Here is a 21435-nt window from a genome sequence, read left to right on the forward strand (position 1 = left end):
CGACTTTCCTGACCCGGACCGCCCGCGCGTTTCGCGCGCTCTTCAACCATGTCAGCCAGGATTCATGAAATGACCACACCCCGTACGCTCTATGACAAGATCTGGGATGCCCACGTCGCCCACGAGGCGGAAGACGGCACCTGCCATCTCTATATCGACCGCCACCTCGTCCACGAGGTGACCAGCCCGCAGGCCTTTGAGGGTCTGCGCATGGCGGGCCGGCCCGTGCGCGCGCCCGAGAAAACCGTTGCCGTGCCGGACCACAATGTGCCGACCGACCCGACCCGCCTGCAGGGGATCAAGGACGAGCAGTCCCGTATCCAGATCGAGGCGCTGCGCCAGAACGCGAAGGACTTCGGGATCGAGATCTATGACATCGACGACAACCGTCAGGGCATCGTTCACATCGTCGGCCCCGAGCAGGGCTGGACTCAGCCCGGCATGACCATCGTCTGCGGCGACAGCCACACGGCGACCCACGGTGCGTTCGGCGCGCTGGCCCACGGGATTGGCACGTCCGAGGTCGAGCATGTGCTTGCCACCCAGACGCTGATCCAGAAGAAGGCCAAGAACATGCTGGTCGAGGTCGAGGGCGAGCTTGCCCCCGGCGTCACCGCCAAGGACATCACGCTTTCGATCATCGGCAAGACCGGGACCGCGGGCGGAACCGGCCACGTCATCGAATATCGCGGCTCGGCGATCCGGGCGCTGTCGATGGAAGGCCGGATGACGGTCTGCAACATGGCCATCGAAGGCGGCGCGCGCGCGGGCCTGATCGCGCCCGACGAGAAGACCTTCGAATACGTCAAGGGCCGTCCCCATGCGCCGAAAGGCGGCCAGTGGGAAATGGCGCTGGAATGGTGGAAGACGCTCTTCTCCGACGATGGCGCCCATTTCGACAAGATCGTCAAACTCGACGCCGCCGAAATCGCCCCTGTCGTCACATGGGGCACCAGCCCCGAGGACGTCCTTCCGATCACCGCAACAGTCCCGGCGCCCGAGGATTTCGCGGGCGGCAAGGTGGACGCGGCGCGCCGCTCGCTCGACTACATGGGGCTGACGCCCGGCCAGAAGCTGTCCGATATCGAGATCGACACGGTCTTCATCGGCTCCTGCACCAATGGCCGGATCGAGGATTTGCGCGAGGTCGCCAAGATCATGGAAGGCCGCAAGGTCAAGGACGGCCTCCGCGCGATGATCGTGCCGGGCTCGGGCCTTGTCCGTCTTCAGGCCGAGAAAGAGGGGATCGCTCAGAAGCTTCAGGAAGCGGGCTTTGAATGGAGGATGGCGGGGTGCTCGATGTGCCTTGGCATGAACCCCGACCAGCTTGCGCCGGGCGAGCGCTGCGCCTCGACGTCCAACCGTAACTTCGAGGGGCGACAGGGCTACAAGGGCCGCACGCACCTGATGTCGCCCGGCATGGCCGCTGCGGCTGCAATCACAGGTCGCCTGACCGACGTTCGGGAGCTGATGTAATGGAAAAGTTCACCACACTCACCGGGGTCGCGGCGCCGCTGCCGCTGATGAATATCGACACCGATATGATCATCCCCAAGCAGTTCCTGAAGACGATCAAGCGGACCGGTCTGGGCGCGAACCTCTTCGACGAGATGCGCTTCGAGCGGGACGGAACCGAAAACGCCGATTTCGTCCTGAACAAGCCTGCCTACCGAAATGCCGAGATCCTCGTCGCCGGGGACAATTTCGGCTGCGGGTCGAGCCGCGAGCACGCGCCCTGGGCACTTCTCGATTTCGGTATCCGCTGCGTGATCTCAACCAGCTTCGCCGACATCTTCTACAATAACTGCTTCAAGAACGGCATTCTGCCTATCGTTCTACCGCAAGAGGAAGTCGACAAGCTGATGGACGACGCGCAGCGCGGCTCGAACGCCGTTATGACCGTCGATCTGGAAAGCCAGACGATCACCGGGCCCGACGGCGGTTCGATTTCGTTCGAGGTGGACGCGTTCAAGAAGCACTGCCTTCTGAACGGTCTCGACGATATCGGCCTGACCATCGAGAACGCGGCGGGCTCGATCGACGCCTACGAGGCGAAGGTCGCGAACGAGCGTCCCTGGATCTGAAGTTTACCGGTCCCGTGTCGTCCTGCGCTGGCTCTGAAAGAGCGACCAGCGCAGGCCGATATGGGCCGAGACGTTTACCTTTTCATCGAAAAGCGGGCTGGCGCGGTTCGCCGCGCCGCTCAGAAGCGTGACACCCACGCCGCCCACCACCCGCAGACGGTCGTTCAGCGGGTAGCGGACCGAGACATCGGCCTCTGTCCCGAGATAGCCGCCACGCGCGTCATAGCTGTCAGTCGCATAGAAGAAATCGTGGACACCCTCGCTGGCAAAGACCGGGCCGATGGCGGCGGTGACGCGGGCACCGGGCTTCAACGCGCCGTTCTGCCGATACCTCAGCGCCAGCCGTCCCAGCGTGCCGACATGGTCGATCCCGTCCCCGAGTGAGAACACCCCACGCGTCTGGAGAGACAGCTCATAGCGGCCAGTGCCATTGCCTAAGATCGCGGAACGCTCGCTCAGAGCGATATTCACCTCGGGCCCGATTTCGGCCAGCGCGTCAAGGTCGGGGAGTGCACCCCGAAGCGCGTTGTCGCGGCTGTCCACGGCAGACGACCCATCGACGGTCACACCGATTTCCACGCGATCCAGCCTGAAGGGAACGATCCGGAAGGTCTGGTCGCCCCCGAATTCGAGCAGCCGTCCGCGATACGTAACGAAAGGGAACACCGTGCCGCCGGGGTTGTATTCGGACGCACCCGGATAATCCGGTGCGACGCGCGCGGTCGCGCCGACGCCAAGCTCCCAAAGGGGCAGGGTGGGTGCATCCCCGGCATGTGCCGGAGACAGAGACGAGACAGCTGGGAGCAGGAAAAGGATCATCAAACCCATGGCCGTGGAGCTATTGCGACAGTGCCGATGATCAATGCCAAGCCTCTTGCGGTGCGCGCGACCCAGTACGCAAGATGTTGGGAAAATGCTTGATTTGACGCGCTTTTGTTGCCGAAATGATGCATTGTCGCACCAATCCCACCACGAAAAAGCCCAGAATCTTCAGGATGGTTAACCCGTTATTGCTGGGCTGACCGAAAGAAGGCAGAATTTGGGCAAAATTGAGGCAGACCGCCACAATCGGCGGGAAAGAAACAAAGCATGGCGACCGCAAGAGCGGATCACAGCGCCCCCGTTGAGGGTGAGCCGGTGATCTTTCGTCTGATAGGAGCGTTCATTCGCGCGATCCTCGTGGTCGCGGTTCTGGCGTTGCCCTCTCTGATCCTGCCTGGCTTCAATTCCGACACTGCCCAGATCGTCGCGCTGATCGCCATTTTCGGCGCCAGCCTGACCTTCTTCGAATACGCCTCGTCCTATCCCGGCCTCGTCGAGTTCCGCGACGCGCCGCCCTTCAACCGCATCCGCTTCGCCTCGCTGGCGATCACGCTCTGCACGCTGGCCCTCATGGTCCGGGGGCAGGTTCTGCCCAGTGACGTGACCGACGTGGTCAACGCGATCGGAGCGACTGTCGGACGGGTAATCGACTTTCCCTATTCGCCTGTGCGGCTTGTCGTTCTGATGCTGCCCCCCGACGCGCCCGTTCAGCACGTGGAACTGGTCCGCAACGCCGCCGGCATGGCCTATCTGATTTCACTCGTGACCCTCGCGGTCTTCCTGATTCTGCAGCGCATCCGCCGTTGGCCGCTCAGAAACGGGGCCTTCAACGTCTGGGTCAACCTGCCCACCTTCGACCCGACCGCAGGCGGCGACGTTGTCGAGCGGCTCGAGCGGGACGCCCGCTTTAACGTTGCATTAGGGTTTTTGCTGCCATTCCTGACACCAGCCGTGGTGAAATCCGCGACATCGCTCTTCGGATCGGTGTCGTTGGAGAATCCGCATACGCTGATCTGGACGGTGTCGGCTTGGGCCTTTCTTCCTGCTTCTCTCTTCATGCGTGGTATTGCCATGGGCCGCATCGCGGCCATGATCACCGAGAAACGCCGGAGCGAACGCGAAAAGGACGACGCGTCAGAGGGGCTTTTGCCGGTCTGACCCTTGCCGCGCTCTGCGCCATGGCCGCCCCGCTTCGTGCCGAGACCCTGCGCGTAGCCCTCTTTCACACCGAACTCGATCGGGACGGGCCGGGGCTTCTGCTTCGGGACATCCTGAAGGACGACGACGATCAGGTTCGGGCGGCCCTAGCCGTTCTGCGGCACGTGGATGCCGACATTCTGGTTCTGTCCGGCATCGACTACGATCACCGGGGGCTGGCACTCGGCGCACTTGCAGACCGGCTGCCGCGCTACGTCTACCGCTTCGCCCTGCCGCCGAACCGGGGCCGCCCGAGCGGGCTGGACCTCGACGGGGACGGACGCATTGGCGGCGCTGGCGACGAGACCGGCTTTGCCGCTTTCGCCGGTGCGGGCGGACTGGCGGTGCTCAGCCGCCGGGCGATCCTTAGGGGTGGCGTACAGGATCGGACTGCGATGCCTTGGGGACAGTTGCCCGATCATCTGGCCCCCGATGCCGTCAGCGGCGAGATGGCGCTTTCGACAACCGCGCATTGGACGGTACCTATCGACATAGGCGGCGGGCAGACCCTGAGCCTTGTCGTCTGGCACGCCACGCCGCCGGTTTTCGACGGTCCGAAAGACCGAAACGGACGGCGCAACCATGATGAGACGCGGCTGGCGCACCTGATGGCCAAAGAGGCGGTTGGGCCGGTCATCCTTGCCGGCTTAACCAATCTCGATCCTGTCGATGGCGAGGGGCGAGTTGAGGCGATGGCTGCCTTGCTGAATGATCCGGCCTTCCGCGATCCCCGACCGGGAAGCGTCGGCGCAGTCCTCGCTTCGGAACGTGACGGCGGCGCTAACCTGAGACAGCGTGGTGACGCAGCCCTCGACACCGTCGACTGGCCCGACGGCGCGAACCGGCCCGGCAATCTGCGCACTGACCTCCTGCTGCCTTCCATCGATCTGAAGGTGTCGGCAGCCGGTGTCTTCTGGCCCCCGCCCGATGCGCTATTGAGCAGCGAGGTCGAGCGTGCCTCGCGCCACCGCGTTGTCTGGATCGATCTGGTGACGGATGGCGGCGGCGATGGCGATCAGCGGCGGGGTCTGGCGAAAGCCGGGGACTAGCGCGTCGAAGCGGCTGCCGTCGATCCGACGGGGCATCGATCTGGGAGACCGTCCCCCAAACAGATGGCGTCCCGTATTCCAGACCGGCAGCATGGGCAGAACCGCCCACCCTGGAAACGCCCTCTGCCGGAGGGTGCGGCCGCTGGCGGAGGAGAGAAGCTCGGTCAGCTTATCGAAGGTCAGCGCGTAGCCCGTAAAGCTCACGTCCTCGAAGCGCTCGAGAAATTCGCGCCGCTCGGCCAATGCGACAGCGGCGCGCGCGAGATCGGGCAGGTAAGCCCAGTGGTGTGCGGCGTCGGCTCGGTCCGGTCGGATCACGACACCCTGGTGGAGCTTTGCCGCAGCGACACGGTCGAACCGCGTGCCGGTGGGCTCGGTGTCGATGAAATCGCCTGAGCGGAGGATAATCGTCCTGACGCCGGACCGGCGATACGTGTCTTCCATCCCGATCCGGACGCGCTCCAGCCGGTGCCGGGCGGGGTTCAGATGACTTGGGATCAGCACGGTCGCGCCGCTCGCTTGCGCCGCGTCAATCACCCGTTGGGTCAAATGGGGAAGGTCGTCCTCCCACCGGTCATGAGCCGAGTTCCATGCGTTTACGATCACATCCGCGCCCATAGCCGCATTGACCAGATCGCCCTCCGCCCGGTCGAAGACACGGACGCGCCAGCCGGCGTTCCAGAACGCCTCCGCGGCATGACGGCCAAAGCGCCCCGTCGCTCCAAGGATCAGAACCGTGCCGGACATGTCGGCCTCCTTCGTTGTGCCGGGCGGACTATCCGCGCCTGTCCTGTTCTTTGGAATTGGCGAAATTCGAACTTGGGTTATTCAGATTTGAATGGCTCATCGGGCCGACCGCCCGACGGCCATGACGCCGGTCGGCAAGGGGTGTGCTTGACCCTCCGGCAGGGGCGGGCTACGCCGCTCGCAAAATCCTGCGGAGTGACCCTGACATGACCAATCCTTCCCTTCTCATCCTGCCGGGTGACGGCATCGGCCCCGAAGTCATGGCCGAGGTGCGCAAGATCATCGACTGGTACGGCGCCAAGCGGGGAATGGTCTTCGACGTGTCCGAGGACCTTGTCGGCGGCTGCGCCTATGACGCCCATGGCACGCCTCTGACCGACGAGACCATGGCCAAGGCGCAAGAGGTCGATGCGGTTCTGCTCGGTGCCGTCGGTGGCCCGAAATATGACAAGCTCGACTTCAGCGTGAAGCCCGAACGGGGCCTGCTCCGCCTGCGCAAGGAGATGGATCTCTACGCCAACCTTCGCCCCGCACAGTGTTTCGACGCTCTGGCCGATTTTTCGTCGCTGAAGGCGGACGTGGTTGGCGGCCTCGACATCATGATCATTCGCGAGCTGACCTCGGGCGTCTATTTCGGTGAGCCGCGCGGCATCATCAAGGAAGGCAACGAGCGGGTCGGGATCAACACGCAGCGTTATACCGAAAGCGAGATCGCGCGCGTCGCGCGCTCGGCCTTCGAACTGGCGCGGAAACGGAACAACAAGGTCTGCTCGATGGAGAAGGCCAACGTCATGGAGTCGGGCGTGCTCTGGCGTGATGTCGTGCAGGAGATCCACGACGCCGAATACCCGGATGTCGAGCTTTCCCACATGTATGCCGACGCGGGTGCGATGCAGCTTACCCGCTGGCCCAAGCAGTTCGACGTGATCGTGACCGACAATCTCTTCGGTGACCTTCTGTCCGACCTCGCCGCGATGCTGACCGGATCGCTCGGGATGCTGCCGTCGGCCTCGCTTGGTGCGCCCATGGCCAATGGCCGGCCCAAGGCGCTGTATGAGCCGGTCCACGGCTCGGCCCCCGATATCGCCGGGCAGGGCAAGGCCAACCCGATTGCCTGTATCCTGAGCTTTGCCATGGCGCTGCGCTACAGCTTTGACCAGGGCGCGGAAGCCGACCGTCTGGAGCAGGCGGTTGAAGCCGTTCTGGCAGACGGGCTGCGCACTGCGGATCTGATCGGTGAAGAAGGCCGGGAGCCGGTCTCGACTGCCGAGATGGGCGATGCCATTGTCGCCAAGCTGGACGCCAGCCTCTGACTCAGCCGTGCCGCGGAAGGCTGCGGCGCCCAAGACTTGAACAAAAAAACGGGGCTCGTTTGAGCCCCGTTTTCTTTTCTGCCTGCGCGGCGTTTAGCGCGTCGGCGTGATCGTAATGTCCACGCGACGGTTCTGTGCGCGGCCCGCAGCGGTCTGGTTCGTCGCGATGGGACGGCTTTCGCCAGCACCGACGACGTTCAGACGACCCGCCGAGACACCGCCCGAGCGCAGGACCGAGGCGACCGACATTGCGCGGCGCTCGCTGAGGTCCTGGTTGTAAGCGGCCGACCCGGTGTTGTCGGTGTGGCCGGTCACGGTCACGACCGAGTTCGGGTACTTGTTCAGGCTTTCGGACAGAACGAACAGGTCCGAGCGAAGCTGCGGGTTCAGCGTCGCCGAGTCGGTGGCGAAAAGGATCGCCTCGGGCATCCGCACGATCAGCTCGGAACCGGTGTTGATCACGTCGATATCGCCATTGCCGAAATCGTTGCGAAGCTCGGCAGCCTGCGCATCGAGCGCGTTTCCGATAATGCCGCCGGCAGCGGCGCCGATCGCGGCGCCCACGGCGGCGTTCCGAAGCCGGTCGCTGCCCGACTCGCGCGTACCGCCCAGAACGGCGCCCACGGCGGCGCCGGCAATGGCGCCCTGACGCGTCCGGTCACCGTCGGTGCCGGGGTAATTCGCGGGATCGGTACAAGCGGTCAATGCCAGCAGGCTGGCGGCGCCGACAACGGCGGTTTTGCGGGTGAAAGTCATCAGATCATCCTTCCTGACGTTCTAGTATTCGTTCACTGGCCGATAAACTCGGGTCTAGCGCCCAAAGTTCCCTTCAGCCAGCATCTCGACCCACAGATGGGTGCAATCGGCCACGATAGGCAAGAACACGCCCGTGTTATGCGATATCAGGCCGTTTCGGCCGCTTCCCACGCCAGCATCGTGCGCTTGACCGGCAAGCCCCAGTGATATCCGCCAAGCCCGCCGGACTTTCTGAGAACCCGGTGACAGGGGATGAGCCATGATATGGGGTTCCGCCCTACTGCGGTCCCTACCGCGCGGACAGCCCGAGGGTTGCCGATGGCGTCAGCGATATCGGCATAGGTGGTGACATGTCCCGTAGGGATGCGCATCAGTGCCTCCCAGACCTTGATCTGGAATGGGGCTCCGATCAGGAAAAGCTGCAGGGGCGGGTTGTTCGAACGCTCCCTCGGAAAGGCCTGTTCGGCATAGGGCTGAAGCGCCACCGGATCCTCGGTGAAATGCGCCTTGGGCCAGCGCGACAGCATGTCCGACATCGTGGCCTCGGCGCCGGTCTCTGCCGCGAAGCCGATCCCGCAGATACCCTTCCCGGTGGCCATAAGAAGGGCGGGGCCGAACGGGCTTTCGATCCAGCCCCAGAAGATTTCCAAACCGCCCCCGCCCTTGGCATAGTCGCCGGGGCTCATCGCCTCCCACCGGACAAAAAGGTCGTGAAGCCTCCCCGATCCGGACAGGCCCACAGCATCGGCGGTATCCAGCATCGTGTGCCGCTCGGCCAGGAGACGCTTGGCGTGATCCAGCGCCAGCCATTGCTGATAACGCTTCGGTGAGACGCCCGCCCATCGCGAGAAAAGTCGCTGGAAATGCGCCGGGCTGAGATTCATCTCTTCGGCGATCTCCTCAAGCGTACGGCTGCGCCCGTCTTCCGCGTCGATCAGGGCGATTGCGCGCCGCATGAGCTGATAGTGGTAACCGTTTTCGTCCATGCGCCAGTCCTGCCGAGTGTCTTGATCCTGCCCGGAGTAGAAAACGCCACCGGTCTCCGCGACCCGAAAGCTGCGCAAAAGACGCGAGCTTCAAACTGGTGCGGCGAAATCGTCCTCGAGATAGACGCGGATGATATCGTGAAATGTCGCCTCGGCGCGGAATCCGAGAGACCGCGCAAGCTGCGGGTCGAAGTCCCGCGGCCAGCCCGTTACGATCCGATAGATCGTCTGGTCCGGGGCAGGCCGGATCAGGGCGGCGATCTCGTTCCCTGCAATGTCGCGAAGGGCGGCGATCTGTTCGCCCACGGTGCATGAGACGCCCGGCAGGTTGAGCGCGCGCCTATGCCCGGCCCGCTCGAAGTCGATCCCGGCAGCGTGACGCAGAAACCCTGCGGCCGAACGGGGCGAAGCGTGCCAGTGCCGGATATCCTCGGGCACCGGCAGCGGCGCTTCCTGTCCGTTCAATGGCTCGCGGATGATGCCGGAAAAGAACGAAGAGGCCGCGAGGTTGGCCGCACCGGGCCGCACGCAGATGGTAGGCAGGCGAAGCGACAGGCCGTCGATAATGCCCCGTCGCGACAGGTCCGCGATCAAAAGCTCGGAGACGGCTTTCTGCGTGCCGTAAGACGTCGCGGGCGCAGGCGGAAAATCGTCGTCGATCCGCTCGGGATAGGGCGGTCCGAAAACGGCGATGGAAGAGGTGAAAACAAGCCGCGGCCGATAGGTGTTGCCAGAATCCTCATGCTCGGCCTCCAGTCGGGACATGATATGCCAGAAGCCGCCGAGGTTGATTTCGTAGCCCTTTCGGAAATCCCGTTCCGCTTCTCCCGACACGACCGAAGCGAGCAGGTAGATGATGTCGAACCGGCGGGCGAGGAGGGCCGACACCGCAGTCCTGTCCGTGATGTCGCCCAAAACACGCTCGCCCGGCAGGGGAGCGGCGTCCGGGAAACTGCGATCGAAGAGCGTGACCCTGTCGTCCTCAGACAAGGGAGCCGAGGCCAGCGAATGCGCGAACTTCTGGCCAACCATGCCGCCGCCGCCGATGATCAGGATATCCGTCATAGACCGTCCTTCCCTTCCCGTCGCCCGACCTTATGGCGCGGCGCCAAGTGTCTCAAGCGGCACGCGAAACCGAGGGGGCTGTCCGCCCCCTCGGGCTCCCCCGAGAGTATTTTCGAACAGAAGAAGCGAAAATTTGACTCAAATTGTCTTCTTCTTGGTGAAAATACTCCGGGGAGGTTCGGAGGGGCAGCGCCCCTCCGGCAGGTCGGCGAAAGCCGGCAGAAAAACCTGCGACTATCAAGCCGCTGCTTTCAGCAGCCCCTCTTCCTTCAGGCGCGCCATGGATTCGTCCAGCGATTGCCAGGCGCGTTCGATCAGGATGTCGATCTCTTCGGGTCTGATGACCAGCGGCGGGGCGATGATCATGCGGTCGTAGACATGGCGCATGATCAGGTTATTGGCGAAACACCTTTCCCTTGTGATGAAGCCCGCCGTCCCGGCAGGGGCCGCGAAAGCAGCGCGGCTCGCCTTGTCGGGGGTCAGCGCGATCGAGCCCATCAGACCGACGATCTTTGCCTCGCCCACGAGGGGGTGCTCGGTGAGGCTTTCCCATTTTTCGCGAAGGTAAGGGGCTGCCACGTCACGGACATGATCGATGACCCGTTCTTCCTCCATGATCCGCAGGTTTTCCAGAGCCACCGCAGCCGCCACGGGATGACCGGAATAGGTATAGCCGTGGTTGAATTCGTCTTCGGCCAGAACCTTGGCGACCTTTGACGACACGATGGAGCCGCCGATGGGCTGATACCCCGAGGACAGACCCTTCGCGATGGTCATGATGTCTGGCTGGATGCCAAGGGTCTGACTGCCGAACCAGTTTCCCGTCCGACCGAAGCCGCAGATCACCTCGTCGGCGATCAGAAGGATATCGCGTCCTTCGAGGATACGCTTGATCTCGGGCCAGTAGCTGTCCGGCGGGATGATCACGCCGCCTGCGCCCTGAAACGGCTCGGCGATGAAGGCGGCGATCCGGTCCTCGCCGATCTCTTCGATGGCGGCCTCGAGCTCGCGCGCGCGGGCGATGCCGAATTCCTCTGGGGTCATGTCCCCGCCTTCGGCCCACCAGTTGGGCTGGCCGATATGGTGAATGTCGGGGATCGGCAGTCCGCCCTGTTCGTGCATCGGGATCATGCCGCCGAGCGAGGCGCCGCCAAGGGTCGAGCCGTGGTAGGCATTCAGCCGGCTTATGACGACCGACTTTTCCGGCTTGCCGAGCGATGACCAGTAGTGCCGGACCATGCGCAGGTTGGTGTCGTTCGCCTCGGAGCCGCTTCCGGCGAAGAAGACGTGGTTCAGGTCTCCCGGTGCCAGTTCGGCCAGTTTCGCCGACAGGGCTATGGCGGGCACATGGGTCGTCTGAAAGAATGTGTTGTAGTAGGGCAGCTCGCGCATCTGGCGCGCCGCGACGTCGGCCAGCTCGGTGCGGCCATAACCGATATTCACGCACCAGAGCCCCGCCATCCCGTCGAGAATCCGGTGCCCTTCGCTATCTGTCAGCCAGACGCCTTCTGCCGAGCGGATGACGCGCGCGCCCTTCTTCCGGAAGCCGTCCTGCGTCGAGAACGGGTGCATGTGATGGGCCGCGTCGAGCGCCTGAAGCTCGGCCGTCGGCATGTGGTTCGTGATCGTTGGCATGAGGTCGCTCCATGGCAGAACGTGTCCCTCGGAATATGATCAAACCCTGCAAGGCGTCAATCGGAATGCGGAAGTTTCCCCAGCGTCAGGCGTACCTGTCCAAGCCCCTGCCGAATATCGTCCGCGATCGCCGCGGCGGCCCGTTCCGCGTGTCCTTCACGCAGCGCTGCGAGCGTTTCGGAATGCATGTCGGGCAGGTTCGCCGTGCCAAAACGTCCGCAAACGATTCGCAGGGAGGGGCCGACCTGAAGCCAGAGCGACGTTGCGATCTTGGTCAAAACTTCGGCATTGGCCTCTTCGTAGAGCGTGAAATGAAAGCGGTAATTCGCTTCGAGATAGGCTTCGATATTGCCGTCCTCGATGGCGCGGTCGACCGCCTCGTCGATAATTGTCAGCCGAGTGATCGTGTCGTCGCTCATGCGCTGAAGCGCCAGACGTACAAGCTCCGGTTCGACGGCAAGCCGCGCGAAGGCAATCTGATCGAGGCGGTCACGGGTGATCTCGGGCACGTGAATTCGGCGGTTGTCGCCAGATTCCAAAGCCCCTTCGGCGGTCAGGCGGCGAATTGCCTCGCGCACGGGCGTCATGCCCGCGCCGACGCTTTCGACAAGGCCTTGTATGGTTACCGCTTGCCCCGGCACTAAACTTCCGAAAAGGATCATGTTACGGATCTGGAGGTAGATCGCCTGATGCTCGGGAAGCTTGACGACTTGGCTTTGCAACGACCTTTGATCACTCACAGCAGCATGCCTCCGATGGTCGGCATCATGCGCCGAAATCCGAATTGACTTGTTCTGTACCGGATATCTGATCAAATATTCGGGGAGTTTCCAATGGGGAGAGAAAAATGCACCTGAAATATGTTGCGCTGACGCTTGCCGCCGGTCTGGCCGCGACTGCAGCGACCGCAGACGAGGTCCGGGTCTACAACTGGTCCGACTATATCGATGAAGAGCTTTTGACCAAATTCGAGGAAGAGACCGGGATCGACCTGATCTATGACGTCTTTGACTCGAACGAGGTGCTCGAGACGAAGCTGCTTGCCGGTGGCTCGGGCTATGACGTCGTCGTGCCGTCGGGCACGTTCCTGCAGCGCCAGATCGAGGCTGGCGCATTCCAGAAGCTCGACAAGTCGAAGCTGTCCAACATCGACAACATGTGGGGCGTGGTCGAGGCGCGGACCGATCAGTACGATCCGGGCAACGAATACTCGATCAACTACATGTGGGGGACCACGGGTATCGGTGTGAATGTCGGCGCCGTTCAGGAACGGCTCGGAGAGGATGCACCTATCGACTCGCTGGAGCTGATCTTCAACCCGGACAACATCTCGAAACTGGGCGAATGCGGCATCCACATGCTCGACGCTCCGGCCGAGATGATTCCGATGGCGCTCAAGTATCTGGGCGAGGACCCTAACAGCCATGACCCCGACGTGATCGCGAAGACCGAACCGCTCTTCATGGCGATCCGTCCCTACATTCAGAAGTTCCATTCGTCGGAATACATCAACGCGCTGGCGAACGGCGACATCTGTGTGGCGGTCGGCTGGTCCGGTGACATCCTTCAGTCGCGCGACCGTGCCGCCGAGGCCGACAACGGCGTCGAGATCGCTTACCACGCCGCCAAGGAAGGCGCGCAGATGTGGTTCGACCAGATGGCCATCCCAGTCGATGCCCCGAACCCCGACGCGGCGCATGTGTTCCTGAACTTCATCATGGATGCTCAGAACATGGCGCAGGCGTCGAACTACGTCTATTACGCCAATGGCAACGAAGCTTCGAAAGAGTTCCTGGTCGAGGACGTCATCGGCGACCCGGCGATCTACCCGGACGAGGCCACGCTTGAAAACCTCTTCACCACGACGCCCTATCCGCCGCGCGTGCAGCGGACGGTCACGCGTCTGTGGACCAAGATCAAGTCGGGCACCTGATCCGGCGAAAACACCAGCCCGGGCCGTAGTGGCCCGGGCTTTCCTGCCTTTTGGGGGACAGGCATGGCCGAAAGACCATCACCGAACCAGACCGTCTTCGCACCCTGGACCGACCCTGATGCGGTGCCTCTGATCCGCATCGAAGGGGTGACAAAGCGGTTCGGTGATTTCACGGCCATCGACAATATCGACCTGAACATCTACCGCCGCGAGTTCTTTGCGCTCCTCGGTCCGTCGGGTTGCGGCAAGACCACGCTGATGCGGATGCTGGCAGGGTTCGAGACGCCGACCGAAGGCAGGATCTCGATCGACGAACAGGACATGGCGGGTGTGGCCCCGAACCGGCGCGCGGTCAATATGATGTTCCAGTCCTACGCGCTGTTCCCGCATCTGTCGGTCTGGGAGAACATCGCCTTCGGCCTGCGGCGCGACGGTGCGGACAAGGACAAGATCGCGGCGCGGGTGGAGGAAATGCTGAAGCTGGTGCAGCTCGAACGCTTCGCCCGGCGGAAGCCCCACCAGATTTCCGGCGGTCAGCGGCAGCGCGTGGCGCTGGCCCGTTCGCTGGCCAAGGCACCGAAACTCCTTCTGCTGGATGAGCCTCTGGGCGCGCTTGACAAGAAGCTCCGTCAGGACACCCAGTTCGAGCTGATGGACATCCAGGAGAAAACCGGAACGACTTTCGTGATCGTCACGCACGATCAGGAAGAGGCCATGACCGTGGCAAGCCGCGTGGCTGTCATGGATAACGGTCGGATCATGCAGGTAGCGACGCCGGCCGAGATCTATGAGCAGCCCAACTCGGTCTACGTGGCCGATTTCATCGGGGACGTGAACCTCATCGAGGGGCGCGTCTCGTCGATTGACGAGGGGCGGGCGACGCTCGACTGGGCGGAGGGCCAGCACCCGATCACCGGGCAGGCGAGCGGGTCGCTCAGCAAGGGCGGCAGGGCCACCTTCGCGGTGAGGCCCGAGAAACTTTACATCTCGCGTGAGGAACCGACCGAGCGTACGAACCGCGTCTGGGGCAAGATCCTCGACATCGGGTATCTGGGCAACCTCTCGACCTATCACGTCGAGACCACCGGCGGGCAGGTCATCAAATGTGAGATGATCAATGTCAGTCGGATCGACCGGCGCGACTATACCTGGGACGACGAGGTCTGGCTTTCATGGTCGGACACCGCCGGTCTGGTGCTGCCGGAATGAGCGGGCAGGCAGCGACAGCCACCGGTTTTCCCGTGGGGCTCCGCCCCACACCCCGGAGTATTTTTGAAAAGAAGAAGCACAATTTTAGTCGAATTGTCGGGGGTTTCGCATGATGCGGCGGCTTCTGATCGCGGTGCCGTATGGGTGGCTTTTGCTGCTGTTCCTCGTGCCGTTCCTGATCGTGCTGAAGATATCGCTCTCCGATATCGCCCTCTCGATCCCGCCGTATACGCCGACGCTTGACCTGTCGGAAGGATGGGCCGGGATAAGGGACTTCTTCTCCGCTCTGGATTTCGAGAACTTCACATTCCTGACGACGGACGACCTTTATTGGAAGGCTTATCTGTCGTCGCTGCAGATCGCGCTAATCTCGACCCTTCTGACGCTCTTGGTGGGCTTTCCCATTGCCTATGGCATGGCCCGGGCGCCGGTCGAGTGGCGTCCGGCGCTGATGATGCTGGTCATCCTGCCGTTCTGGACGTCCTTCCTGATCCGAGTTTATGCGTGGATCGGCATCCTGTCGAATGAGGGCTTTCTGAACCAGTTCCTGATGTGGATCGGACTGGTGGACGAGCCTCTGACCATCCTCAACACGAACATCGCCGTCTATGTCGGCATTGTTTACACCTATCTGCCCTTCATGATCCTGCCCGTCTACGCGACGTTGGAAAAGATGGACGAGTCGCTTCTTGAGGCGGCAGAGGACCTTGGCTGCACCCGCAACCAGGCCTTCTGGTTTGTGACTGTGCCTCTGTCCCGACCGGGCGTGATCGCGGGCTGCTTCCTCGTCTTCATTCCGGCGCTGGGCGAGTTCGTGATTCCGTCGCTTCTGGGCGGCAGCCAGACGCTGATGATCGGCAAGGTTCTCTGGGAGGAATTCTTTTCGAACCGTGACTGGCCGGTGGCATCGGCGGTCGCGATCATCCTGCTTCTGATCCTGATCGTGCCCATCGTGCTGTTCCAGAGGAACCAGCAGAAACAGGCGGAGGCGAATTCATGAAACGCTTGTCCGCCTTCAACGTGGTGTCCCTGACCCTGGGCTTCGCCTTTCTCTACATCCCCATGCTGATCCTCGTGATCTATTCCTTTAACGAATCGCGTCTGGTGACGGTCTGGGCCGGGTTCTCGACCAAGTGGTATGGAGAGCTCTTCCGGAACGAGGCGATGATCGACGCGGCCTGGGTGACGCTGCAGGTGGCGTTCTTTTCCTCCACCATCGCGACGGTGCTGGGGACGATGGCGGCCTATGTGCTGGTCCGGCAGGGTCGGTTCATGGGGCGAACTCTGTTTTCCGGCATGATCTATGCCCCTCTGGTGATGCCCGAAGTGATCACGGGCCTGTCGCTTCTGCTTCTGTTCATCGCGATCGGGCTGGACAGAGGTATCGTCACCATCGTGCTGGCTCATACGACCTTCGCGATGTGCTACGTTTCGGTCGTCGTCTCGTCGCGGCTGGTGAGTTTCGACCAGTCGCTGGAAGAAGCGGCGCTGGATCTGGGCGCGACCCCGTTCGAGGCGTTTCGGCTGGTGACTCTGCCGATCATCGCGCCGGCCGTGATTTCGGGCTGGCTTCTGGCCTTCACGCTGTCGCTCGACGATCTGGTCATTGCGAGTTTCACTGCAGGTCCCTCGGCCACGACGCTGCCCATCAAGATATTTTCGTCAGTGCGCCTTGGGGTCAGCCCCGAGATCAACGCGTTGTCCACCATCATCATCGGGATCGTCACGGTGGGTGTGATTTCGGCTTCGCTGATCTCGAAGCGGGCGATAACGAAACGCATCCGCGAAGAGCAGGCGGCGGTCTGACCGCGAGGTTCTGCGCCGCGGGCGGACGCCCGCGCCGCCAGGGGCGATTTTCGGGGAAAATCGCGGGGGGCTCTGCCCCTGGCCTTCGGCCTCCCCCGGGATATTTCGAAACAGGCGAAGAAGTAGGGCGGAGACGGTGCCGGACCTATACCGGCGTAGGTGCGACAGTGCACGATCCGCCGAGGGACTATGCCTTCGAGACAGGCGACAAGGATATTTTAACCATGCTAAACCTCTGACAGGCCGCTCCAATTCGAAGGCGGCTGACCTGGCCCGGGGGATTTCAAGCCGGGCCGGCCTGTCCTTGGACGGGTGTGGGGAGGAGGCAGGATATGCTGATAAACGTGATGGATTTTCGCGAGCGGCCCTATCGGTGGAGCAAGGTGCTGGCCGTGGTGCAGAACGCGGCGGAAGACGCGACCGCTGATGACGCCGATCCGGTGCCAGATATGGGCGGTATCGTCATAGACTATGCCGAACGGGAATGTGTCTCAGTGCGTGAAGCCTTTCTCTGGGCCGAGAGGCTCGACGGGATGGTGACGCTGCAGCTTTACGATCACGAACCGGATGCCGGGGAGGTCAGCGATGACTAGAAACGTGCTGGAAGCTCCTTCCTGACGAACCTGCCGAGCGTGATCTTGTATCACGAGCCTGACCGGCTTCCGTCACGACAACGTTGATTACCTCTGTCGCTTGAGTAAAATTGCCCTTGGGTGAAGCGCCTTCGGGTCGCGGAGGCGCGTGGTGAGGGATCGAGAGATCGAACAACGCGAGTATCTAGCGCGGATCGGGCTGGAAGTCAGCGCCTGGTTGGGACTGGCGACCGACTATGCGGATGTCGGACGCTGGGTTTATGACGTGCAAAGTCAGGACTGCTTCATCGACGACGTGCTCAAGCGTCTGACCGGCATTGACGAACGACAGCCCATGCCCGCCGAGACCTTTGTTAGATGCATCCACGAAAGCGATCAGGGCGCGGTCATGGCCGCACTGGAGGAGTCCGCGAAAAGCGGTTCGGCCTATGACATCAGTTTCCGGTTCATCCGGCCCGACGGCGAGACCATATGGCTGGCCGGGCGCGGTCAGAAGCGTGTGGTGCAGGGCGGGCGCGAAGTGATGATAGGGGTCAATTACGACATAACGGCCCTTCAGAACGCGGTCACGGCCAACCGGCTTCTTGCCGGAGAGATGGCGCATCGGGTGAAGAACCTGTTGTCTCTGGTCTCTGGCATGTTCCGGATGACGCAGCGCAATTCCGATAGTTTGGAATCCCTTGGCGAAAGTTTCCTCGGACGCCTCAACGCGCTCGGGCGCCTGAATGACGTGATCTTCGAGGGCGAGGCCAGAAGCGCGTCACTTCAGGAACTGATGGAGGCTGCACTTGGCTCGATGAGTGGGGATCCGCGTCTGTCGCTGTCGATGCCTGATTTTCGCGTGAATGGTACAGCCGCGCAGACCCTTGTTCTGGCGGGTAACGAGCTTTTGACGAATGCGGTCAAATACGGGGCGCTGTCGGAGGAAGACGGGCAGGTGGCCTTTTCGATCGAGGTGAACCGCGACGAAGACCGATTTGTCCTCAGGTGGGACGAAACCGTGTCATCCGGCATCAGCCCACCGGACGGGGCGTCGGGGTTCGGCATGTCGGTTCTGGGACGGATGACGCAGCATACATTCGACGGCTCGCCATCCTTCGACTGGCGACCGGACGGTCTGAGCTTTTCCTGTGTCTGGCGCGCGTCGGACATGTCGGGCGAAACCGGGGTTGCCGCCAACGAGCGCCGGTTGATGGATGAGGCCGAACGCGCAACCGTTGCGGTCCAGGGGCAGGACTGAGTTTTCAGCCGTCCGGCCCGTCCGAATAGCGCAGCTTCTGGGGCCGGATCAGATCGTCCAGCATGGCCGAGATATCCTCGATCCGTTCGGCGATGATATGGGTGACGCCGCTTTCGCGCTGAACCCGTCCCGTGACCTTCAGCGCGCGGCCCGCGATCACCGCCCGGCGGAACCGCTCGTACATCTTGCGCCAGACAATGACGTTGGAAATGCCGGTCTCGTCCTCGAGAGTGATGAAGATCACCCCCTTGGCCGTTCCCGGACGCTGCCGCACAAGCACCAGCCCGGCCACGGCGACCCGCGCCCCGTTTGGGGGCAGGTCGAGCTCGTCATGCGGAATGCAGGCCGGAGGTCTGGGCCAGTCGGAGGGAGCAGGGTACGTCATGGAACAAAAATAGAACATTTGCCAGGGCACGCAAGCGTTCGCTGCGGATACCCGCCCAGGTGGTCGGCTGGATCACATTCGAATTGTTGCGCAATCGCGCCAAATCCTGCGCTGCGCAGAGCGATTAAGCCATAAACGCGGTCAATTCGGTGGAGAACCCTGTGGACACATTGCGAAACCCTTAAAACAGTGCGACCATCATTCGGTCAGATGCGCCGTATTTCCTGCGCGCGACACCAAGCCGGCGACCAGACCTGGCGATCCGAATGAGGTTGAACGGGCAGGCCACCCATTGGGGTGGGGTCTTGCTGTTTGATGTATCAAGGGGTCCGGGTGAACCGCATTCTGAAATCAGGCGAACTGGACGGGGACCTTCCCGATCCGCGCACCGATGCCTCCTGGCAGGCGCGGTTGGAAGAGGCGCGTGCCCGGCGTGCCGTCGCGCTGGCCGAGAAGGCACGGAATGGCGGAGCATCGAAAACAAGGCGTCTGAAGCCCTGGGAAGAAGAGGGTGTCGTCATCGTCGACGAGGATGACCGCCCGGATGACATGGCCCTCGCCGCGCCCGACTTTCATGATCGGGTTAACGCCATTCAGGCGCACGCCGATGCCGAGCCGCCAAGCCTTCCGCGCGCGACTTTGGGCGAGGTGCCCGCGAGCGACGTCGAGACCTGCCCTCTCCCTGCTGCAGAAGACGACCTGCCGCCAGCGACACGCGCGCCCGCCGGGACGGTCAACGCCATATTTGACGATCCGTCCTTTGCCGAGCCGCCGGTCGGTCCGGTCCATTCTGCGAAGGACGCTCAGGTCGCGGCGCCCCTGCCGGTGTCGCTTCTTCTTCAGCCAGAACCGCCCGAGCCGTCGCCAACGTCCCCCCCGGCGTGGCGCCAAGCTATTCTCGATCAGGCGGATGCGCCGGCCCGGCCCGTCATCCCCGTGCCGGCAGCCGGCGCTTCGGCTGCCACGCCGAAACGGCGGAAACCCGGCACTGCAGTTTATGCCGCGCTCTTTTTCGCGGCCGCCATCGCGGTCGGACCCCTCTGGCAGATGACACGACCGGTCGAGCGTGGACCTCTGGTCTATACTCTCTCCGGCTTTTCCATCGAGCCTGCGCTCGGGCTGACCGCTCCCATGTTCGAAATGCCGCGCGAGACCCGTGCGGGTGAGTGGCTGCCGGATGCGCCGACGCCGCCCGATGGTCCGTTGGCCGTCCTGCGCCCCGTCGTGCCTGCCAAGGTCGCGCCCATCCAGGGCTTCGAGTCGTTTCCCGATCCGGCGCCCGGCGCTCCGCAAATCCTGCTGGGCGAGGCCCTTTCGCCGATCCCTGTACTGCTGCCTGCGCCTGCCGCCATTGCGCCGGCGCCCTTCGAACTGAGGCTTGGCGCCGAGGGTGTAGTGGACAGCGCCGTCGCGGGCGGCGAGGCCGCTCTCTCGCCCCAGCCGCGCCCCGCTGCGCTGAGCGCACCCAGCTAGGGCGCATCAGGCCCCCGGGACTGGAAGAAGCCTCCCTCACTCGCTATGTCGAGGTCTGAAGATTCGCGAGGAAAGGCAGGCAATGGCCAAGATCACCTATATCGAGCATGGCGGAACCGAGCATGTGGTGGACGTTCCCAACGGGCTGACCGTGATGGAAGGTGCGCGGGATAACGGCATCCCCGGAATCGAGGCCGATTGCGGCGGCGCCTGCGCCTGTTCGACATGTCACGTCTATGTCCACCCCGACTGGGTCGGCAAACTGCCCGAGAAGGACGCGATGGAAGAGGACATGCTCGACTTCGCTTACGAACCCGATGCCGAGCGCTCGCGCCTGACCTGCCAGTTGAAGGTCAGTGACGCGCTTGACGGGCTCATCGTCCAGATGCCCGAAAAGCAGATCTGATGCGATACGCGGCGGCGGTTGCCGGTCTGGTGGCGGCTTGGTTCGCCACTCCTTCTGCCGCGCTCGACATCCGCGAAGCTGTCTACTCCGAGCCGACGACGCGCTATGCCCACGGGGTACTGGGCGACGCGATCGAGTGGGGCGCGCTGGAGCTGCGCGGCGCCGATGGAAAGCTCTACCGCATTCACTTGCCCGAGTACCGCGTGTTCGAGGATACGGCCCCACGGCTTGTCGATGTGGATGGCGACGGAGAAGCCGAGGTGGTTGTCGTGGAAAGCGATACAACCCTGGGCGCGCGACTTGCCGTCTACGACACCGAAGGGCTGGTCTCTGCCACGAAGTTCATCGGCACCAGCAACCGCTGGCTGGCGCCCGTCGGTATCGGCGCCGCCGATCTCGACGGCGACGGGCAGGTCGAGCTTGCCTATGTGGACCGCCCGCATCTCGCCAAAACACTCCGCATCTTCCGCTTTGCGCCGGACGCCCTCGTTCCCCTCGCGGACCTGCCTGGGGTGACGAACCACCGGATCGGTGAGACCGATATCGCAGGCGGTATCCGGAACTGCGGCGGCCTGCCCGAACTGATCGTGGCCAGCGCCGACTGGTCGCGGGTCATGGCTGTCCGCTTCGACGGAACCGGCTTCACGACGCGCGACGCCGGCCGCCATCGGGGACGCGAGAGCTTCGACCGGGCGCTCGGCTGCAACTGAAGCAGCCCCGCGCGACAGTCGGCGCA

22 protein-coding genes are annotated in these 21435 nt (G+C 63.1%); 14 read left to right on the plus strand and 8 right to left on the minus strand.

What is annotated here, in order from left to right; genetic code table 11:
- The first annotated feature begins 69 nt into the window (after window positions 1-69).
- Both leuC and leuD read left to right on the plus strand, forming a co-directional pair.
- Complete coding sequence (gene leuC, locus GQ651_RS00675; protein WP_160762293.1) at window positions 70-1476, plus strand: 3-isopropylmalate dehydratase large subunit; 1407 nt, start codon at window positions 70-72, stop codon at window positions 1474-1476.
- On the plus strand, window positions 1476-2084 hold the full coding sequence (gene leuD, locus GQ651_RS00680) for a 3-isopropylmalate dehydratase small subunit (protein ID WP_160762294.1): 609 nt from the start codon (window positions 1476-1478) through the stop codon (window positions 2082-2084). Before leuC ends, leuD begins: the two co-directional genes overlap by 1 nt.
- A 3-nt stretch (window positions 2085-2087) precedes the next feature.
- Here leuD and GQ651_RS00685 read toward each other — a convergent pair whose 3' ends face one another.
- A complete protein-coding gene (locus GQ651_RS00685; RefSeq protein ID WP_160762295.1) occupies window positions 2088-2912 on the minus strand; it encodes a MipA/OmpV family protein in 825 nt (274 codons plus the stop codon).
- Between the two features lie 261 nt (window positions 2913-3173).
- On the opposite strand from GQ651_RS00685, the gene GQ651_RS00690 reads away from it, so the two are divergent.
- Both GQ651_RS00690 and GQ651_RS00695 read left to right on the plus strand, forming a co-directional pair.
- Complete coding sequence (locus GQ651_RS00690) at window positions 3174-4064, plus strand: hypothetical protein (RefSeq protein WP_227257917.1); 891 nt, start codon at window positions 3174-3176, stop codon at window positions 4062-4064.
- Window positions 4065-4084: 20 nt separating this feature from the next.
- Window positions 4085-5152 carry an endonuclease/exonuclease/phosphatase family protein gene (locus GQ651_RS00695; protein WP_160762296.1) on the plus strand — a complete coding sequence of 356 codons (1068 nt, stop codon included), beginning with the start codon at window positions 4085-4087 and terminating at the stop codon, window positions 5150-5152.
- Here the strand turns inward: GQ651_RS00695 and GQ651_RS00700 are convergent.
- Complete coding sequence (locus GQ651_RS00700) at window positions 5036-5899, minus strand: Rossmann-fold NAD(P)-binding domain-containing protein (protein ID WP_160762297.1); 864 nt, start codon at window positions 5897-5899, stop codon at window positions 5036-5038. The genes GQ651_RS00695 and GQ651_RS00700 overlap by 117 nt on opposite strands.
- Window positions 5900-6105: 206 nt before the next feature.
- On the opposite strand from GQ651_RS00700, the gene leuB reads away from it, so the two are divergent.
- Complete coding sequence (gene leuB, locus GQ651_RS00705; protein WP_160762298.1) at window positions 6106-7212, plus strand: 3-isopropylmalate dehydrogenase; 1107 nt, start codon at window positions 6106-6108, stop codon at window positions 7210-7212.
- 93 nt (window positions 7213-7305) lie between these two features.
- Here the strand turns inward: leuB and GQ651_RS00710 are convergent, their stop codons facing one another.
- The 5 genes from GQ651_RS00710 to GQ651_RS00730 all read right to left on the minus strand — a co-directional run bounded on the left by GQ651_RS00710 (window position 7306) and on the right by GQ651_RS00730 (window position 12394).
- Window positions 7306-7968, minus strand: a complete 663-nt coding sequence (locus GQ651_RS00710; protein WP_160762299.1) for an OmpA family protein — start codon at window positions 7966-7968, stop codon at window positions 7306-7308.
- A gap of 146 nt (window positions 7969-8114) precedes the next feature.
- On the minus strand, window positions 8115-8954 hold the full coding sequence (locus tag GQ651_RS00715; RefSeq protein WP_160762300.1) for a methylated-DNA--[protein]-cysteine S-methyltransferase: 840 nt from the start codon (window positions 8952-8954) through the stop codon (window positions 8115-8117).
- Between the two features lie 90 nt (window positions 8955-9044).
- Window positions 9045-10019, minus strand: a complete 975-nt coding sequence (locus GQ651_RS00720; RefSeq protein WP_160762301.1) for an SDR family oxidoreductase — start codon at window positions 10017-10019, stop codon at window positions 9045-9047.
- 237 nt (window positions 10020-10256) lie between these two features.
- Window positions 10257-11654, minus strand: a complete 1398-nt coding sequence (locus tag GQ651_RS00725) for an aspartate aminotransferase family protein (RefSeq protein WP_160762302.1) — start codon at window positions 11652-11654, stop codon at window positions 10257-10259.
- A gap of 56 nt (window positions 11655-11710) precedes the next feature.
- Window positions 11711-12394: a GntR family transcriptional regulator gene (locus GQ651_RS00730; RefSeq protein WP_319637270.1), complete on the minus strand. Its 684-nt coding sequence runs from the start codon at window positions 12392-12394 to the stop codon at window positions 11711-11713.
- 107 nt (window positions 12395-12501) lie between these two features.
- Between GQ651_RS00730 and GQ651_RS00735 the strand changes: the two genes are divergently transcribed.
- The 6 genes from GQ651_RS00735 to GQ651_RS00760 all read left to right on the plus strand — a co-directional run bounded on the left by GQ651_RS00735 (window position 12502) and on the right by GQ651_RS00760 (window position 18435).
- Window positions 12502-13587: a polyamine ABC transporter substrate-binding protein gene (locus tag GQ651_RS00735; protein ID WP_160762303.1), complete on the plus strand. Its 1086-nt coding sequence runs from the start codon at window positions 12502-12504 to the stop codon at window positions 13585-13587.
- A 63-nt stretch (window positions 13588-13650) separates the two neighbouring features.
- Window positions 13651-14796, plus strand: coding sequence for an ABC transporter ATP-binding protein (locus tag GQ651_RS00740; protein WP_160762304.1), 1146 nt, complete (start codon window positions 13651-13653; stop codon window positions 14794-14796).
- 109 nt (window positions 14797-14905) lie between these two features.
- A complete protein-coding gene (locus tag GQ651_RS00745; protein ID WP_160762305.1) occupies window positions 14906-15796 on the plus strand; it encodes an ABC transporter permease subunit in 891 nt (296 codons plus the stop codon).
- A complete protein-coding gene (locus GQ651_RS00750; protein WP_160762306.1) occupies window positions 15793-16602 on the plus strand; it encodes an ABC transporter permease subunit in 810 nt (269 codons plus the stop codon). Before GQ651_RS00745 ends, GQ651_RS00750 begins: the two co-directional genes overlap by 4 nt.
- Window positions 16603-16934: 332 nt before the next feature.
- Window positions 16935-17195 (plus strand): hypothetical protein, encoded by a 261-nt coding sequence (locus tag GQ651_RS00755; RefSeq protein WP_160762307.1) that lies wholly within the window; start codon window positions 16935-16937, stop codon window positions 17193-17195.
- 151 nt (window positions 17196-17346) lie between these two features.
- Window positions 17347-18435 (plus strand): sensor histidine kinase, encoded by a 1089-nt coding sequence (locus tag GQ651_RS00760; protein ID WP_160762308.1) that lies wholly within the window; start codon window positions 17347-17349, stop codon window positions 18433-18435.
- A 4-nt stretch (window positions 18436-18439) separates the two neighbouring features.
- Here the strand turns inward: GQ651_RS00760 and GQ651_RS00765 are convergent, their stop codons facing one another.
- Window positions 18440-18820, minus strand: coding sequence for an OB-fold nucleic acid binding domain-containing protein (locus GQ651_RS00765; protein WP_227257918.1), 381 nt, complete (start codon window positions 18818-18820; stop codon window positions 18440-18442).
- Between the two features lie 333 nt (window positions 18821-19153).
- Here GQ651_RS00765 and GQ651_RS00770 point away from each other — a divergent pair, with 333 nt between their 5' ends.
- The 3 genes from GQ651_RS00770 (at window position 19154) to GQ651_RS00780 (ending at window position 21409) form a co-directional block, all read left to right on the plus strand.
- The gene (locus tag GQ651_RS00770) at window positions 19154-20293 is read left to right on the plus strand and encodes a hypothetical protein (protein WP_160762310.1); all 1140 of its coding nucleotides are present in this window, start codon (window positions 19154-19156) and stop codon (window positions 20291-20293) included.
- A gap of 82 nt (window positions 20294-20375) precedes the next feature.
- On the plus strand, window positions 20376-20699 hold the full coding sequence (locus GQ651_RS00775) for a 2Fe-2S iron-sulfur cluster-binding protein (protein WP_160762311.1): 324 nt from the start codon (window positions 20376-20378) through the stop codon (window positions 20697-20699).
- Window positions 20699-21409 carry an FG-GAP repeat domain-containing protein gene (locus GQ651_RS00780; RefSeq protein WP_160762312.1) on the plus strand — a complete coding sequence of 237 codons (711 nt, stop codon included), beginning with the start codon at window positions 20699-20701 and terminating at the stop codon, window positions 21407-21409. Before GQ651_RS00775 ends, GQ651_RS00780 begins: the two co-directional genes overlap by 1 nt.
- Window positions 21410-21435: the final 26 nt, after the last annotated feature.

This window comes from Kangsaoukella pontilimi (assembly GCF_009830125.1).
GTDB classification, from domain to species: Bacteria; Pseudomonadota; Alphaproteobacteria; order Rhodobacterales; family Rhodobacteraceae; genus Kangsaoukella; species Kangsaoukella pontilimi.